This is a genomic window from Pedobacter antarcticus (assembly GCF_900112985.1).
GTDB lineage: Bacteria > Bacteroidota > Bacteroidia > Sphingobacteriales > Sphingobacteriaceae > Pedobacter > Pedobacter antarcticus.
Window position 1 is genome coordinate 178,117 of sequence record NZ_FONS01000002.1, and the last position, 15,280, is coordinate 193,396.

At 41.0% G+C, this 15,280-nt stretch carries 18 protein-coding genes; 11 read left to right on the forward strand and 7 right to left on the reverse strand.

All coding sequences use genetic code 11. The features are described 5' to 3' along the window. Positions 1-2: 2 nt before the first annotated feature. The 3 genes from BM192_RS05810 (at position 3) to pfkA (ending at position 3,636) form a co-directional block, all read left to right on the forward strand. A complete protein-coding gene (locus BM192_RS05810) occupies positions 3-452 on the forward strand; it encodes a protein-disulfide reductase DsbD N-terminal domain-containing protein (RefSeq protein WP_037443197.1) in 450 nt (149 codons plus the stop codon). Positions 453-906: 454 nt separating this feature from the next. Next, positions 907-2,646 carry a protein-disulfide reductase DsbD family protein gene (locus BM192_RS05815; protein ID WP_081857542.1) on the forward strand — a complete coding sequence of 580 codons (1,740 nt, stop codon included), beginning with the start codon at positions 907-909 and terminating at the stop codon, positions 2,644-2,646. Between the two features lie 6 nt (positions 2,647-2,652). Then, positions 2,653-3,636: a 6-phosphofructokinase gene (gene pfkA, locus BM192_RS05820; RefSeq protein ID WP_037443204.1), complete on the forward strand. Its 984-nt coding sequence runs from the start codon at positions 2,653-2,655 to the stop codon at positions 3,634-3,636. Between the two features lie 76 nt (positions 3,637-3,712). On the opposite strand, the gene BM192_RS05825 is transcribed toward pfkA, so the two are convergent. Continuing rightward, positions 3,713-4,033: a heavy metal-binding domain-containing protein gene (locus BM192_RS05825; RefSeq protein WP_037443206.1), complete on the reverse strand. Its 321-nt coding sequence runs from the start codon at positions 4,031-4,033 to the stop codon at positions 3,713-3,715. Positions 4,034-4,074: 41 nt separating this feature from the next. Further along, positions 4,075-4,614, reverse strand: coding sequence for a 5' nucleotidase, NT5C type (locus tag BM192_RS05830; protein WP_037443208.1), 540 nt, complete (start codon positions 4,612-4,614; stop codon positions 4,075-4,077). 122 nt (positions 4,615-4,736) lie between these two features. On the opposite strand from BM192_RS05830, the gene BM192_RS05835 reads away from it, so the two are divergent. The 5 genes from BM192_RS05835 (at position 4,737) to rplS (ending at position 7,505) form a co-directional block, all read left to right on the forward strand. Then, the gene (locus BM192_RS05835; protein WP_074591649.1) at positions 4,737-5,303 is read left to right on the forward strand and encodes a 30S ribosomal protein S16; all 567 of its coding nucleotides are present in this window, start codon (positions 4,737-4,739) and stop codon (positions 5,301-5,303) included. Between the two features lie 85 nt (positions 5,304-5,388). After that, entirely contained in the window at positions 5,389-5,916 is a 528-nt protein-coding gene (gene rimM, locus BM192_RS05840; protein ID WP_037443210.1) for a ribosome maturation factor RimM, read from the forward strand. 4 nt (positions 5,917-5,920) lie between these two features. Beyond that, complete coding sequence (gene trmD, locus BM192_RS05845) at positions 5,921-6,598, forward strand: tRNA (guanosine(37)-N1)-methyltransferase TrmD (protein WP_037443212.1); 678 nt, start codon at positions 5,921-5,923, stop codon at positions 6,596-6,598. A gap of 134 nt (positions 6,599-6,732) precedes the next feature. Next, positions 6,733-6,996, forward strand: coding sequence for a hypothetical protein (locus tag BM192_RS05850; protein ID WP_037443214.1), 264 nt, complete (start codon positions 6,733-6,735; stop codon positions 6,994-6,996). 161 nt (positions 6,997-7,157) lie between these two features. Then, positions 7,158-7,505 carry a 50S ribosomal protein L19 gene (gene rplS / locus BM192_RS05855; protein ID WP_037443216.1) on the forward strand — a complete coding sequence of 116 codons (348 nt, stop codon included), beginning with the start codon at positions 7,158-7,160 and terminating at the stop codon, positions 7,503-7,505. Positions 7,506-7,828: 323 nt separating this feature from the next. Here the strand turns inward: rplS and BM192_RS05860 are convergent, their stop codons facing one another. The 3 genes from BM192_RS05860 to BM192_RS05870 are packed head-to-tail and all read right to left on the reverse strand — an operon-like array spanning position 7,829 to position 11,256. Beyond that, on the reverse strand, positions 7,829-8,497 hold the full coding sequence (locus BM192_RS05860) for a phosphatidylserine decarboxylase family protein (RefSeq protein WP_037437609.1): 669 nt from the start codon (positions 8,495-8,497) through the stop codon (positions 7,829-7,831). 57 nt (positions 8,498-8,554) lie between these two features. Further along, positions 8,555-9,100 (reverse strand): hypoxanthine phosphoribosyltransferase, encoded by a 546-nt coding sequence (hpt, locus tag BM192_RS05865; RefSeq protein WP_051759445.1) that lies wholly within the window; start codon positions 9,098-9,100, stop codon positions 8,555-8,557. A gap of 14 nt (positions 9,101-9,114) precedes the next feature. Then, the gene (locus BM192_RS05870) at positions 9,115-11,256 is read right to left on the reverse strand and encodes a transglycosylase domain-containing protein (RefSeq protein WP_037437607.1); all 2,142 of its coding nucleotides are present in this window, start codon (positions 11,254-11,256) and stop codon (positions 9,115-9,117) included. A 119-nt stretch (positions 11,257-11,375) separates the two neighbouring features. Here BM192_RS05870 and BM192_RS05875 point away from each other — a divergent pair, with 119 nt between their 5' ends. The 3 genes from BM192_RS05875 to BM192_RS05885 are packed head-to-tail and all read left to right on the forward strand — an operon-like array spanning position 11,376 to position 13,427. After that, positions 11,376-12,452 (forward strand): Mrp/NBP35 family ATP-binding protein, encoded by a 1,077-nt coding sequence (locus BM192_RS05875; RefSeq protein WP_037437606.1) that lies wholly within the window; start codon positions 11,376-11,378, stop codon positions 12,450-12,452. Between the two features lie 33 nt (positions 12,453-12,485). Beyond that, positions 12,486-12,731, forward strand: coding sequence for a NifU family protein (locus tag BM192_RS05880; RefSeq protein WP_037437605.1), 246 nt, complete (start codon positions 12,486-12,488; stop codon positions 12,729-12,731). 54 nt (positions 12,732-12,785) lie between these two features. Then, a complete protein-coding gene (locus BM192_RS05885) occupies positions 12,786-13,427 on the forward strand; it encodes a hypothetical protein (RefSeq protein ID WP_037437604.1) in 642 nt (213 codons plus the stop codon). On the opposite strand, the gene def is transcribed toward BM192_RS05885, so the two are convergent. Further along, on the reverse strand, positions 13,424-13,987 hold the full coding sequence (gene def / locus BM192_RS05890) for a peptide deformylase (protein WP_037437598.1): 564 nt from the start codon (positions 13,985-13,987) through the stop codon (positions 13,424-13,426). The two genes, BM192_RS05885 and def, sit on opposite strands and share 4 nt — an antisense overlap. Positions 13,988-14,005: 18 nt before the next feature. Further along, positions 14,006-15,235 carry a M16 family metallopeptidase gene (locus tag BM192_RS05895; RefSeq protein ID WP_037437596.1) on the reverse strand — a complete coding sequence of 410 codons (1,230 nt, stop codon included), beginning with the start codon at positions 15,233-15,235 and terminating at the stop codon, positions 14,006-14,008. Positions 15,236-15,280: the final 45 nt, after the last annotated feature.

A 15,280-nucleotide genomic window follows, 5' to 3' on the forward strand; every position in this document is an offset into this window, starting at 1 on the left:
ATATGAAAAAAGTAATGTTAGTATTTGCCTTATGCCTGTTTACAGTATTGGGAGCTTCAGCCCAGATTGAAACACCGGTTACCTGGTCTTATGCTCAAAAAAAGGTTAGTAATACAGAAGCGATCATTTATCTGAAAGCTACTATTCAGGATGGATGGCATATTTACTCCCAGCACGTTAAGCCTGGAGGGCCGGTTAAGACGTCCGTTAAAATTAATCCTTCAAAAGATTTCACCTTAGTCGGCGCGGTTTCAGAACCTAAACCAATTGAAAAGTTCGAGAAGGTTTTTGATATGAATGTTGGTTATTTTGAAAAACAGGTTGTATTTCAGCAAAAAATCAAGTTGAAAAAGCCGAATACGATAGTTTCCGGTACCATTGAGTTTATGGTTTGTGACGAAACAAGATGTCTTCCTCCTGATGAAGTGAAGTTCTCTGTCGCAGTTAAATAGAGTTTAGCTACTATTGATATAAACAGGAAAGTGTCTGATAATACCAGGCACTTTTTTTATTTCCGTTATGCTGGTTTGGAAAGAGCCATGGTTTAGATTTTTCCACCATTTTATACCGCTGCACAGATCTTCAACACTATTTTGTGGGTATCCTGTGGGTTTCGTGTGGGTTCGGTGTGGGTAGTCTGTGGGGTTTTCATATACTCAACCAGGGGCGCATCCGAATGTGACTCTAACAAGACCCGAACAGAACCAAGGAAAAAGCCCGCTAAAACATTTAGCGGAACTACGGCTAATGTAAACTGGTCTGAATGAGCCTCTGGGACAAGGTCATTCATTATGGATGTAAGGTCAAATTAAATTTATGCAGGGGGTCAAAACTTTTAAAACAAGAAATTATAAGTAATTTCACGGCCTTTCCGGAGGGACTGCCGGTTATGAATTGTATTGAACTATGAAGAACACATTGAATAGAATTATGCTAATCTGCGCCTTGATGCTTACACTGGCATTAGGAGTTCAGGTATCTGCATTCGCGCGGATACAGCAGCAGGATACGACAGAAGTTTCCGATGATATTGTTTTTACAGAAATCGGTTCTGCAGAAGATGCGGCTGCACAGCAGAAGCTAGCAGATTCTGTAAAGGGCACAGATTCTTTGAAGAAAGATACAGCCAGTGTTGTCGCTGCAGATGCAGGGACTGATGGCGTTGCAGGGCAGGACTTACATAAAGATGATCAGCAGAAAACTTTATGGGAGACATTTATACAGGGGCTTCTGGGTGGTTTTATTGCTTTTCTGATGCCATGTATTTTTCCAATGGTACCGCTGACTGTCAGTTATTTTACTAAGAAAGCCGGCAGTAAACAAAAAGGGATATTCCAGGCTATGATCTATGGGATCTCCATTATCGTGATTTACGTAGCATTTGGTTTATTGATTACTTTATTATTCGGTTCTGCAAAGCTTAATGAATTGAGTAGTAGTGGAGTATTTAACTTTGCCTTCTTTATTCTCCTTGTTGTATTTGCCATTTCATTCTTTGGTGCTTTTGAGATTACGCTGCCAAGTTCTTTCGTGAATAAGATAGATCAGAAGGCAGACAACAGTAAAGGACTGGGTGGAATCTTCTTTATGGCGGCGTCGCTTGCATTGGTTTCGTTCTCCTGCACAGGACCTATTATCGGCACATTGCTGGTACAGGCCAGTTCAAAAGGCGAAATTCTGGCACCAGCTATTGGCATGTTTGGTTTCGCGCTTGCACTAGCACTTCCATTTACACTTTCGGCTATTTTCCCGGGATTCTTGAGCAGTATGCCTAAATCTGGTGGCTGGCTTAACAGTGTGAAAGTATGTTTGGGTTTCCTGGAGCTTGCATTAGCCCTAAAATTTTTATCTGCAGCAGATCTGGTATGGCACTGGGAATGGTTTGATCGTGAAATTTTCCTTGCATTGTGGATTGTGATCTTCTTTTTAATGGGAATTTATATCTTAGGCAAACTGAAGTTCTCTCATGACAGTGATGTTCCGTATGTTTCTGTACCGAGGCTCTTCTTTGCTATATTTTCGTTTGCTTTTGCAGTTTATCTAATTCCTGGACTATGGGGAGCACCGGTGAATATTCTGAGCGGTATTGCGCCGCCAATGAATACCCAAGACTTTATTCTTGGGCGTGGAGCAGCAGAACCGTCTTCAGGCAGCAGTGGTTTCCCTGCATCGGTTAAATACCAGGATGTGTTACATCCGCCTTTAGGTTTTAATGCTTTTTTCGATCTTGACGAAGGTTTGGAATATGCGAAGAAAGTAAATAAACCGGTCCTTATTGATTTTACCGGGCATGCGTGTGTAAATTGCAGGAAAATGGAAGACAAAGTCTGGATCAACCCTGAAGTTGGCCGGATTATTAAAGAAGAATATGTGCTGATCCAGTTATATGTAGATGAACGATCAGTGAAAATGCCAGCCGAAAAGGTGCATTATTCCAAAATTCTGCGAACAAATACCGATGATTTGGGCAGGTGGAATAGTGATTTTCAGGCAAGCAGATATAATTCCAACTCACAACCGTTCTATGTATTAGGCGGACATGATCTGGAGCCTTTGGTTACCCCTCAGGGTGCTATTTTTGATGCGGCAAAATATGCTGCTTATTTACAGACTGGAATTGATAAATTTAAAGCCTCAAAGCAATAAGACTAAATGAACAAAATTAAAAACATAGCGGTATTAACATCAGGTGGCGATGCGCCCGGAATGAATGCTGCTATCAGGGCAGTAGTCAGAGCGGGAATCTATTATGGGATGAACGTTACAGGCGTACTCAGAGGATACGATGGACTGGTCAACGGAGATTTTATTCCGATGGACAGGAAATCTGTAGCTAATATTATTCAGCGCGGGGGAACCATTTTAAAAACTGCCCGCAGTGAGGATTTTAAAACTAAAGAAGGCCGTCAGCGTGCATACGATCAACTTATCAAGCATGAAATTGATGCATTGGTTGTTATTGGTGGTGACGGTACATTTACAGGAGCAAACTTATTTACTTCTGAATTTGATTTTCCCGTTATAGGTCTGCCAGGAACAATAGATAATGATCTGGCGGGTACCGACTTTACAATTGGATATGATACCGCGATAAATACCGTTGTCAACGCGATTGACAAAATCAGGGATACAGCAGAATCACATGATCGTTTGTTTATTGTGGAAGTAATGGGTCGGGATTCCGGTTTGATTGCACTGCGAAGCGGGATAGGTGTGGGTGCTGAAGCAATCATGATCCCGGAAGCAAATATGGGCGTTGAAGGCCTGATCAAAAGACTGGAATACGGGCGTAAGGATAAATCCTCTAAAATTATCATCGTTGCAGAAGGCGACGAAATAGGCGGAGCCTTTAACGTTGGCGAGGTATTAAAGGAAAACTTTCCTAATTATGATATCAGGGTTTCTGTACTGGGGCATATCCAGCGTGGCGGTAAGCCAAGTTGTATGGACCGGGTACTGGCAAGCCGTTTTGGTGTTGCTGCAGTTGAAGGTCTCATGGAAGGTCGTTCCGGTGATATCGTTGGACAGGTGAACAGAGAGATTGTATTTACCCCTTTCGATCATGCGATTAAACATATCGATGCAGAAGAAATTAGCCCGGCATGGCTTAAACTGGTGGAGATATTATCTCTCTAGTCGATTTGCCGGTTATAATAAAGGCCCTTCTGGATAAGATGGGCCTTTATTATGATACGATTTATCTGTTTTCGTATTATTCAAGGATCACAGCTGTACCTGATGCTGCTACCATCAGCATGCTTCCACCATTACCTACGGTTTCGTAATCCAGGTCTACTCCAATTATTGCATTTGCGCCCAAGGCTGCTGCATATTGTTGCATTTCACGCACGGCAGTGTCTTTTCCCTCACGGAGCACATTTTCATAAGAGCCTGCCCGTCCGCCTACAATATCACGGATTCCGGCAAACAAATCCTTAAAGATATTTGCGCCTATAATAGTTTCTCCGGTAACAAGGCCAAGATATTTCACAATCTTTCTGCCTTCGATAGTATTTGTTGTTGTGACTAACATAAGATATGATTTATTTTTATGATCATTAAAGTTGAATATTGTTACAATTTGGCAGCCGGTTGCTGCTGTATCTTTTCTAGTACCTGCTGCCAGTTATCGACTCGTTCGTAATCTGTCACCAGTAAATTATGCGGGGAAGTGAATAATAATTTTCTACCGTCAAAATCTACGAAATTTTTGATTCTGTCGTCGATCAGCACATCAGCTTTAATAATTTTATTCCCGCAGAAAACAATGTTTTTCCATGAGATGAATGGAAAATGCTCTGAAAGCCAGTCATATTTGTCAACTAATGAATTCCTGAATTCTGTGGCTGCAGAGACGATATATACATCGTGCTCTTCCTGAAGTTTTTTCACAGCTTCCACACTGCCCTCAATTAAAGGGAGGTCCCGGAAAAATCCGGCTTCGTTAATATAATCATACCATTTATGATTGATATGTTCCGGAATATGGTGGAAAAATTCATAACCGGGCTCCATAGTCAGGTCCAGCGGGACGTTGTAATCCTGATTGTATCTGCTTACAAATTTGCTGATTGGATCTGCCAGGACTTCATCCATATCTATAGCGATTCTCATATATTGGGGTTAAAGGTTTAAAAATTCAGGCATCTTGTTAGTTTGTAGTATTTTACTTACTTTTGCGTGCCCGCAAGCATACAGCTCCGGGAACTATGTTGAATACATAAACTTATAAAAAAATGGCAACTAAAATCAGATTGCAAAGATTCGGTAAAAAAGGTAAACCTTTTTTCCACGTAGTGGTAGCGGATTCCCGTTCACCAAGAGATGGTAAATTCATTGAGCGTTTAGGTTCTTATAACCCTAACACCAATCCTGCTACTATCGAAATTAACTTTGAAAAAACATTAGACTGGGTTAACAAAGGTGCTCAACCTACGGATACTTGTCGTGCTATTCTTTCTTACAAAGGTGTTTTATACAAAAAACACTTAGAAGGTGGTATTAAAAAAGGTGCTTTAACTGCAGACCAGGCAGATGCTAAATTTGCAGAATGGTTAGCAGCGAAAGACAACAAAATCGAAGGTAAAAAAGATGGACTGACTAAATCTAAAGATGAAGTTAGAAAAGCAGCTTTAGAGGCTGAGGCTAAGAAAAATGCAGATCGTGCTGCAGCTCTTGCCCTTAAAAATGCGCCTGTAGAAGAAGAAGTTGTAGCTGAAGAAGCGACTGAAGAAGCTCCTGTAGCTGAAACAGCTGCTGAAGAAACTCCGGCAACTGAAGAAAACAAAGAAGAGCAAGCTTAGTCGTTTGATCTTTTGTTTATAGCGAAGAATCCTTCTTGTGAAGGCATTCTTCGCTATTTTTATTTCCAACACATAATCTGTTTAAATGACGTTAGAAGAAGCATTCTATATCGGCTATATTACCAAAACAAAAGGTTTGAAAGGGGAAGTTCAGCTCTATTTCGAATATGATGAACCTGAACTGCTCGATCTTGATGTGGTCTTTGCAGATATGAATGGCAAAATGGTTCCCTTCTTTGTTTCCAGCTTCAAAATGCAGCCTAATCAGACTGCCAATATCTATTTTGATGATGTTGACCATATTGATAAGGCACAACCGCTGCTTAGGAAAAAAATCTATCTGCCGCTGACTAAACTTCCTGAACGCGATGACGAAGATTTCCAGTATACTGATCTGAAAGGGTTTGTGGTAACGGATGAAAATAAAGGCGAGTTAGGGAAGATTCTGGAAGTGAATGAATACCCGCAGCAGTTTGTAGCTACGGTTTCTTATCAGCAAAAGGAGATTCTCTTTCCGTTAAATGAAGATATGATCGTGGAAATTGATGAAGATGCCGAGACATTGCTGGTTAATCTGCCTGAAGGCTTGCTGGATATTTACTTAACAACTTAAGGATATGCGTTTTGATATAATAACTGTATTGCCTGATCTTTTGCAAAGTCCTTTTGCGCATTCTATTTTACAGCGCGCACAAACGAAAGGAATTGCCGAGATTGTGGTACACAGCCTCAGGGATTACTCAACGAATAAACAACGTAGTGTTGATGATTATCCTTATGGTGGGGGTAGCGGAATGGTGATGTCGATAGAGCCTTTTGCGCTTTGCATAGAAGCTTTAAAATCAGAGCGGGTATATGATGAGGTTATTTTCATGACACCTGATGGCACAACGCTTAATCAGACCATTGCGAATGAATTGTCTGGAAAAGGAAATGTTATTATTCTTTGTGGTCATTATAAAGGGATTGACCAGCGGATCAGGGATATTTATGTGACCCGTGAGATTTCAATAGGTGATTATGTATTATCGGGCGGGGAGCTTCCCGCTGCTGTACTGGTAGACGCTATTGTTAGATTAATCCCCGGTGTACTTAATGATGAGACCTCGGCGCTTTCTGATAGCTTTCAGGGAGGCTTGCTTGATGCGCCGGTATATACGCGTCCGGCAGACTGGAGAGGACATCAGATACCCGATATCCTTTTGAGTGGCCATGAACAGAAGATTAGTGACTGGCGGCATGAGCAGGCTGTGGAGAGGACCAGGAGACTACGTCCGGATATGTTGGAAGATTAAAGTAATTTAAAACGGAAATACTGAAAACTTACAGGTTAAAATTAATTATAAAGAATATAAATATATTTAATAGTTAATTATTTTTGTTATTTGTATATATTTATAGGCGTTAAGAACTTAAACCTCAATGACCGATGGATAAATACAAAATTAATGAAGTGCTGGATAAATTAACGGTTAAAGAGTATCGTTTTGCACTGCGGGAAATTCCCGGAATACTGCAGGTATCAGTGAACACGTTTCATAATTACAGAAAAATTAAAAGCGATGAGCCGCAAGATATTCCTTATGAAAAAGTTAAGCAACTTGAAATTTTATTTGGGATGGAAAACGGAGTGCTCGCGAACGAAAAAATGAATGGAAAAAGCCTTGTAGAATTATTTAAAGGCCAATATTAACAATCGCTGGCTTTTTTTCAGCTAACCGGCTGCATCACAATTATTGTGGAAATCTAAAAGAATGTGGAAAAATTCGAAATTCACTTTTTTTTATAAAATAAAATTCCTAATATTGCAGTCCGATTTTAAATAGAAAAAAGTCGGCTTAATAGCTTAAAATCATGGATTTAGTAAAATTTGTTGAAGAGCAGGTAATCGCAAAAAATGAGTTTCCTGTATTCAAATCAGGAGATACAGTGAGTGTTCACTATAAAATTCGCGAAGGTAATAAAGAACGTATTCAAATTTACCAAGGCGTGGTCTTACAACGTAACAGCGTAGGTGCTAATGAGACGTTTACTGTTCGTAAAATGTCTAACGGTATTGGTGTGGAACGTATTTTCCCTATCAATTCTCCAAACATTGCGAAAATTGAGGTTAACAGCCACGGTAAAGTTCGTAGAGCGAAATTATTCTATCTGCGTGAGCTTACTGGTAAAGCCGCTCGTATCAAGACAAAAAGAGTATAATTTCTACTCCAAAATATACAGGCCTTCCCGATCAAATCGGGGAGGCTTTTTTTGTGCTCATTCTTTCCCGTTAACGAAGGTTTACCATGTCCGCCATATAAATATTTACCGGACAACACTCATTTCAGCAGAATGGTTGTATTGAGCTACTCGGGAGATTCCTATCCTTCCTTGCAGCTTATTTATAGAGAGAATAGTTAATTAAATTTGATGAGTTCAAATACCTGCAGTGTACAGATAAATCAGGGGCAAAAAAAAGCAGGATACCTGAATTCAGGTATCCTGCTTTTTTTTGCTTCCGGTCTTTTTGCGCCGGGCTTCTGTTAAGCCGGTTTAGTTAGCTCAGCCAGAACTGTTATACCGCCTTTGACGACTTGATTTAGTTCCAGGTTAATCTTAGTGCCGACCGGCAGAAAAATGTCAACCCTGGAGCCGAATTTAATGAATCCGAATTCCTTCGCCTGTTCTACCTGGTCGCCTTCTTTGACATACCATACAATTCTGCGGGCTAAAGCACCAGCAATCTGGCGGAAAAGAACTTCCGTACCATTTTCATGAGCTACAACGACAGTCGTTCTTTCGTTTTCAGTAGAAGATTTAGGGTTCCATGCAGCCAGGTATTTACCCGGGTGGTATTTGAAGAATTTTACAATGCCTGAAATTGGGTTACGGTTAATGTGAACATTGACCGGCGACATAAAAATAGATACCTGTAATCTTTTGTCTTTGAAATATTCATTTTCGTTCGTTTCTTCAATAACAACTACTTTTCCATCAGCGGGGCAGATGACCAGATCATTTCCGCTGGTAAAAGTACGGGAAGGGTTTCTGAAAAATTGTAATACGGTAATGAACAAAGCAAAGGAGAGAATATAGGCTAACCAGCGCAACCAGGTAATATCTGCAAATCTGTAATCAATGATCGCATTTAATACGAAGATAAAAAGGAGTGAAATTGCGATGGTCGTATAACCTTCTTTATGTATTGTCATTATGTATAAATAAGTTTCTGCAAAATTGTGAAAAATTTATCGAATTACAGAAGTCGATTAGCTGTTATCAATTGTTTTATAGATTGAGGTCAGATTTCGTCCCAGGCCATCATAATCAAGCCCATAGCCTACCACGAACTCATTTGGAATCTCAAATCCGATATATTTGAGTTCTTCGAGCGGGTAAATCAGCGCGTCCGGCTTGTATAAAAGAGTACAGACCTGTACTGAGGCAGGTTGCTGCTCGTATACTTTTTCCAAGATGGTCTTCAATGTAAATCCGGTATCAACAATGTCTTCTACCAGGATAATGTCCCTTCCCTTCAGCTGATCGGAAAGACCTAAAATTTCCTTAACTGTACCTGTACTTCCAGTACCCTGATAAGAGGATACACGGATAAATCCAACTTCACACTGGATTTCCATTTCTTTGACCAGATCGGCCATGAAAAGAAAACTGCCGTTCAGTACACCTATAAAAATAGGGCAACGACCTTCGTAATCGACATTTAGCTGGATACCCAGTAATCTCGTTTTTTTATTGATGGTTTCATTCTCAATCAGAATTTCGAATGACCGGTCTCCAACTTGTATTGTATTCATTTTTTCTTCAGGCGCTATTCGTCCTGCTTTTCTAGTTTTTTCTGTTCCCTACGCTCTCTACGTAGTTCTCTGCGTGATTTTTTTACGGTATCCTGAGGGTTGAGTTGTTTGGCTATAGTGTCCTTTTTAGATTTTCCAAAAAGCCTGTCAAAAAGCGTTTTTGACTCATCCTGCATAACCACAGGGGCATCTGTATCGTTATCGAAGGCAGTTGTATCTACTTTTGCAGAATCCGGGAGCAAGTACTGCCGCAACCCTTCACGTAACCTGACGTTGTAGAAACCATAACCGCTGGTGTCCTGAGGCGTAAGACCACGGTTAGCCATTATTCTGCCCATATATTTAAAATAAGGCAGCATGTAGCCCTTCAGGCTACCATCACCGTTAAATTTAAACATGGCGATCTTTGGACGCGGAACGATGTTAGCCAGAAATATACCTTCTCCTATGGTTAACGAGGCAGGGCTTTTGCCGAAATACTGATGTGAGGCTTCGCCGATACCATAGATGTTTTTGCCCATCTCTATAATATTGAAATAGACCTCCAGCATTCGCTCTTTACTGATTAATCTGTTGTTTTCAATTAGCCAGACAATCAGGATTTCTTCAGCTTTCCTGGAAAGCGTTTTCTGGCGGCTCAAAAATACATTCTTTACCAGCTGCATGGAAATAGTACTTCCGCCGCGTACAAATTTTTTCTCTTTATAATTGATCACAAATGATTTGCGGATTGATTCTTCCACGAAACCTTTGTGGGAGAAAAAGGAGGGGTCTTCTGCTGTAAGCAATGCATTTTTGTAATTACTGGAGATCTGGCCGAGCGGTGTAAAGTTCGGGTTAGATGGGCCAATTACGATATCACGCATGGGCTTACCGTACTCATATGGAGTATAGATAAAGGTTTCGTTGATCTTTTGCAGGTTGGTCTTACCCCATTTCAGGATTTTAAATCCGTTTGGTGTTAAAGAAGAGCTAAATTTCAGGCTGTCCGGATTTTTACTGTCGAGATAAAAGTTAAGATCATATTTGACTTTACCTTTAACTTTAAGGCCGTCCAGAGATTCAAAAAGGCCTTGTGGGAAAGCATCGAGTACCGCTTGCGCATCCTGTTCGTCAGCATGTAGTTTAACTTCGTAAATCTTATCAGGTGAAAGGGTATATTTCAGATAAGGTTGCAGGACTGCATTTTTTAGGAATACTTTGGATGTGCTGTCCAGTGCAATATAGTTTTTGCCTATCAGCATATCGGCGTCTATCCTTGCGGCGGAAACAACGATATCATCGGCAGCTATTTTAGGATGGTTGATGAGCAGGTTTTTTACTGACCAGGAACCTGTGATCTTAAAATCATCACCGCTGTAGGCTGCATTTTTCATTTCGGTTCTTACCGTATCAAAGCTGAGCTTTGCATGGAGTTTATTTTCCAGGTATGGGAGTTCTACTTTTTGATTATCTGCAAAGAACAAGACATCAAGCTGTTTTTTACCTGGTTTCAGTTTCCCATTTATATGCCAGGTTGCAGCATCGCCGTTTACTTTGATCGTGGAGAGCAGGTCTCCGTCTATAATGGTAGCAGTGGTCGTGAGGAGGTTTACTTTCGCGCTATCATTATCATTCAGGCTGAAAAGGAAATCTTTCATTTCCATATCATCAGGAATTTTGTTGAGCACCTGGTTTAACAAGTCATGGGCAATTTCGTTCAATTCGATTTTCGCTTTCGCATCCGGATTATCTTTTTTCTTTCTTTTCAGAAAAAAGTCCAGATTCGTCAGGCTGTCACGCAGCACAATATTTACTTTACCACTGTGCATGATCACTTCAGCCAGCTTTACATCTCCAAAAATAAGCGGGAATAATTTTACACCGATTTTCAGTTCTTTTACTGTGGAGAGCGTATCACGGTCTTTAGGAACCACAGAGATGTCTTTAAGTTCAACAGTGCTTAATCCGCTGAATCCTGCCTGCGCAATCTTAATTTCCAGACCGTAATCTCTGTCAGCTTTATTTATTGCGCTGGCCATCATCCGTTTGAGTAGGGCCTCCCTTTTGCTATAAGCGATTACACCGGTAACCAGCAGGATGCCGGCCAGAATGCCAAGTACCCATGCACCGGCTTTGATGTATTTTTGCGGAATATTAATTTGAGGTAGCTGCATCTTTAAATTTACCTGTTAAAATAGCTGGTCTGGATTGACAAATGTATATTTCGTGTTAAAATTACACTTAAAAAGCCTAAAATCAATTAATTGTGAGTGGCTTTTGTTAATTTTGGGCAATGACAATTAGCACGGAACAAGTTTTGTCGGCTTTAAGAAATGTAGAAGATCCTGATCTTAAAAAAGATCTGGTTACGCTTAACATGATTAAAGACCTGAGCATAAACGATAAAAACATAAGCTTTACACTGGAGTTAACTACTCCGGCATGTCCGATGAAAGATATGCTAAAAAATGCCTGTACCAACGCGATTAAACATTTTGTTGACAAGAACGCGGAAATTCATATTAATATTACATCCCGGGTAACGAAACCAGCTGATACAAGTCAGCTGAATGAAATCCGGAATATTATTCTGGTATCATCCGGAAAAGGCGGGGTAGGTAAATCAACCGTTGCGAGTAATCTTGCCGTGACACTTGCGGCTGATGGCGCAAAAGTTGGCTTGATTGATGCTGATATTTATGGGCCGTCTGTTCCGACAATGTTTGGTTTGCTGGGTGCAAAACCGAGTGCAAGAGAAACAGCTGATGGTAAAACGCTGATTCTGCCCATAGAAAAATTTGGTATTAAGTTACTTTCACTCGGCTTTTTTGCAGATCCTGATCAGCCTGTGCCCTGGAGAGGACCAATGGCTTCCAATGCGGTTAAACAGCTGTTTAATGATGCAGATTGGGGCGAACTGGATTATTTAATCGTGGATCTTCCGCCGGGAACGGGCGATATTCATATTACCATTACCCAGAGCTTTCCGATAGCCGGTGCTGTGATTGTCACAACCCCGCAGCAGGTGGCACTGGCAGACACGCGTAAAGGTCTGGCAATGTTCAGAATGCCGGGTATCAATATCCCTGTTTTAGGCGTTATAGAAAATATGGCTTATTTTACTCCGGAGGAGTTGCCGGATAACAAGTATTATATTTTTGGTAAAGACGGCGGTAAAGAGCTGGCGAAGTCATTTGATGTGCCGTTCCTGGGTGAAATACCATTGGTACAGGGAATCACAGCAGGGGGAGATAACGGTGAGCCGATCTCTTTGGATAAAACCACGCCAACTGCTTTGGCTTTTGGAGAAATTGCCGGTAAAATAGCTCAGCAGATAGCCATACATAATGCAAAGTCCGCTAATTGCTAAAAAATTCACTAAATTTAGATTTTATAAAATATTATGGAGTTAAAACAACAAGTTGAACAGGCCCTTGAAACTATTCGCCCTTATCTGATTGCTGATGGTGGAGACGTTGCCATTGAAGAAATTACTGCAGATAACGTAGTGAAATTACGTCTTTTGGGTAATTGCGGTTCTTGTAAAATGAGTTTCATGACAATGAAAGCTGGTATCGAACAAGCGATCTTAAAAGCAGTTCCACAGATCACCGGAGTTGAGGCTGTTAATCTTTCCGAGCCAGTTTAGGATTTTAACATTCTTTAACTAGTTGCTGCGCTGATTAGCGCTATTTTTGCCTGCATGAAATATATTTTCACACTAGCCCTTCTCTTTTTAGCCACCGGCCTGTTCGCGCAACAGGCGCCGGGAGGGAAGAGACTGGTTCAGTTTTCGGGCATTATTACCGACAAGGATAGTAGCTTCGTCGTGCCATATGTGACCATAACCAATCAGTCAAATAAGGATCAGAAATATGCGGCAAATTATAAAGGTTTCTTTTCTATCGTTGCACATCCCGGTGACACGCTTCTTTATAGCGCGATTGGTTACGGCGAACAGCTCGTAGTGATTCCTTCTGACGTAAGGGACGTCAAATATACGGCTATGGTTAAAATGAAATCAGAGATCGTTTATCTACCTGCAGTAAAGGTTTACCCATGGGCGACTATAGAAGACTTCACTAAAGACTTTATGGCCCTTAAAATAGCAGATGACGATACAGAAATTGCAAGAAAAAATCTGTCAGGCAGTTCTATCAGCGGAATGATTGAGTATTTACCCAGGGATGCTCGGGAAATTTCATCTGCCAATTTCAGGTTAGACCAGGAAAGGGCACTGAACAAAAATATGGTTCCTACCACGCCTTTACTCAATCCCTTCGCCTGGGGGAAACTTATGGAGCAAATCTTTAGCGGCGATAAAAGCCGTAAAGAGAATAATTAACGTTTCTTATTGCGTTGTTGCGGAAATTTCATTTTGTACTCTGCGCGGATATCACCTTTTGATATTGCATCCAGTTTAGATTTTAACATTCTTTTACGGAGCAGGCTCAAGGTATCGGTAAATAATTTACCTTCAATATGATCGTATTCATGCTGTACAACCCTCGCCGGCATTCCTGATAATTCTTCTTCATGTAATTCCCAGTTCTCATCATAGTATTCCACGACAACAACAGGTTTGCGCATTACATCTTCGCGGATTTCCGGGATACTAAGGCAGCCTTCGGTAAATGCCCATGGCTCTCCTTTTTCTTCCAGAATCCGGGCATTAATAAAGACTCTTTTAAAGCCTTCTTTCCCATCTTCGTCCTCACCGGTATCTACAATAAACAACCTGATCGGAAGGCCAATTTGTGGCGCTGCAAGACCTACACCGTAAGCGGCATACATGGTATCGAACATGTCACTGATCAGTTTCTTTAATTCCGGATAATCCTGATTGATATCCTGGCAGACCTTTCTCAGAACAGGATCTCCGTAGGCTACGATTGGTAATTTCATGGTGCAAAAGTACAAATATTAGGTTAAAGGGTAAAAAGTTAACACACTCAAATTTTTCTCGTTGAGTATTTCAGCAGTGATCTGCTCCATCTCAGCAGTGGTAACAGCTTCAATTTTTGCAAAGACAGTATCCAGATTGTCTATTTTGTCATAGTCGATCAGGCTTTTGGCCATGGATACAATCAGACCGATTCTATTCTCTTCTCCAAGTGCGATCTGTCCGATAAACTTCTGTTTTGCTTTTCGGAGCTGAATTTCGGTAAGGGGGTTTGAACGCAGTTTTTTAAATTCTTTGTCAATCAGCGAGATCGCCTTGTTTACTTTCTCCTTATCGGTTCCGAAATAGATCGTAAATATACCCGTATCGGAAAGCGGACTATAGCCAGACTCTATACTGTAGGCTATTCCATGTTTTTCCCGGAGCTGAAGATTAAGGATTGAGCTCATCGCGTTTCCGCAAAGCAGGTTATTCAGCAATAACAGACCGGTTTTGAAGGGATGGTACAACGAATAGGCAGTAGAGCCGATCACAGTATGCGCCTGCATAATAGGTTTGGTGTCTACCCTTTTAATTACTGGTGCGGCAGAAGGCGCGATCCGGTTATGCGAACCTTTATTAGCTGGCACAGCCTCATAGTAGTTAGTGAAGATTTTAACCGCTTTATCAAGGGAGTATTTTCCAAGCACAGCCACAACGATCTGATCAGTGCGGTAATTAGCCGAAATGAAATCTTTGATATCTTTCCCCGAAAGTCTGCTTACACTTTCTGTGGTGCCCAGAATGTTTCTTCCCAGACTGTGATCCCTGAAGACCATGTCCTCGAAATCATCATAGATAGCTTCTTCCGGCTGATCTAGATAAGAAGCGATTTCATCAAGTATAACACCCCTTTCTTTCTCCATTTCATCTTCCGGAAAAGTTGAATGGAATACGATATCATGAAAAAGTTCTAGCGTCCTGCCCAGATAAGGATGTAAGAAGGAAGCATGGATACAGGTATATTCTTTGGTGGTATAAGCATTGAGATCTGCACCAACACTTTCCAGTCTATTTAGAATCTGATTTGTATTTCTTTTCTCTGTGCGTTTAAAGATCATATGCTCAATGAAATGAGCGAGACCAGCCTGGCTTTCGTTTTCATCCCTGGAGCCGCTGTTAACGATAATACAGGCATGTGAAATTGTAGAAGCAGCAGGTACATGCAGCAGGCGGATGCCATTGGGCAATGTGTGTACGTTATATTCCATTCGGCGCAAAGATACGGCATAAATCCGCCACCCGATTGTAAATTT

What these genes read in the sequence shown, in the direction of transcription:
- BM192_RS05815 (WP_081857542.1), top strand. Translation starts at nt 907, where the DNA reads ATGAAGAACACATTGAATAGAATTATGCTAATCTGCGCCTTGATGCTT.
- BM192_RS05825 (WP_037443206.1), bottom strand. Translation starts at nt 4,033, where the DNA reads ATGTTAGTCACAACAACAAATACTATCGAAGGCAGAAAGATTGTGAAA.
- BM192_RS05860 (WP_037437609.1), bottom strand. Translation starts at nt 8,497, where the DNA reads ATGACAATACATAAAGAAGGTTATACGACCATCGCAATTTCACTCCTT.
- rplS (WP_037443216.1), top strand. Translation starts at nt 7,158, where the DNA reads ATGGATTTAGTAAAATTTGTTGAAGAGCAGGTAATCGCAAAAAATGAG.
- BM192_RS05885 (WP_037437604.1), top strand. Translation starts at nt 12,786, where the DNA reads ATGAAATATATTTTCACACTAGCCCTTCTCTTTTTAGCCACCGGCCTG.
- BM192_RS05810 (WP_037443197.1), top strand. Translation starts at nt 3, where the DNA reads ATGAAAAAAGTAATGTTAGTATTTGCCTTATGCCTGTTTACAGTATTG.
- BM192_RS05870 (WP_037437607.1), bottom strand. Translation starts at nt 11,256, where the DNA reads ATGCAGCTACCTCAAATTAATATTCCGCAAAAATACATCAAAGCCGGT.
- BM192_RS05875 (WP_037437606.1), top strand. Translation starts at nt 11,376, where the DNA reads ATGACAATTAGCACGGAACAAGTTTTGTCGGCTTTAAGAAATGTAGAA.
- BM192_RS05850 (WP_037443214.1), top strand. Translation starts at nt 6,733, where the DNA reads ATGGATAAATACAAAATTAATGAAGTGCTGGATAAATTAACGGTTAAA.
- def (WP_037437598.1), bottom strand. Translation starts at nt 13,987, where the DNA reads ATGAAATTACCAATCGTAGCCTACGGAGATCCTGTTCTGAGAAAGGTC.
- BM192_RS05880 (WP_037437605.1), top strand. Translation starts at nt 12,486, where the DNA reads ATGGAGTTAAAACAACAAGTTGAACAGGCCCTTGAAACTATTCGCCCT.
- BM192_RS05835 (WP_074591649.1), top strand. Translation starts at nt 4,737, where the DNA reads ATGGCAACTAAAATCAGATTGCAAAGATTCGGTAAAAAAGGTAAACCT.
- trmD (WP_037443212.1), top strand. Translation starts at nt 5,921, where the DNA reads ATGCGTTTTGATATAATAACTGTATTGCCTGATCTTTTGCAAAGTCCT.
- hpt (WP_051759445.1), bottom strand. Translation starts at nt 9,100, where the DNA reads ATGAATACAATACAAGTTGGAGACCGGTCATTCGAAATTCTGATTGAG.
- BM192_RS05895 (WP_037437596.1), bottom strand. Translation starts at nt 15,235, where the DNA reads ATGGAATATAACGTACACACATTGCCCAATGGCATCCGCCTGCTGCAT.
- BM192_RS05830 (WP_037443208.1), bottom strand. Translation starts at nt 4,614, where the DNA reads ATGAGAATCGCTATAGATATGGATGAAGTCCTGGCAGATCCAATCAGC.
- rimM (WP_037443210.1), top strand. Translation starts at nt 5,389, where the DNA reads ATGACGTTAGAAGAAGCATTCTATATCGGCTATATTACCAAAACAAAA.
- pfkA (WP_037443204.1), top strand. Translation starts at nt 2,653, where the DNA reads ATGAACAAAATTAAAAACATAGCGGTATTAACATCAGGTGGCGATGCG.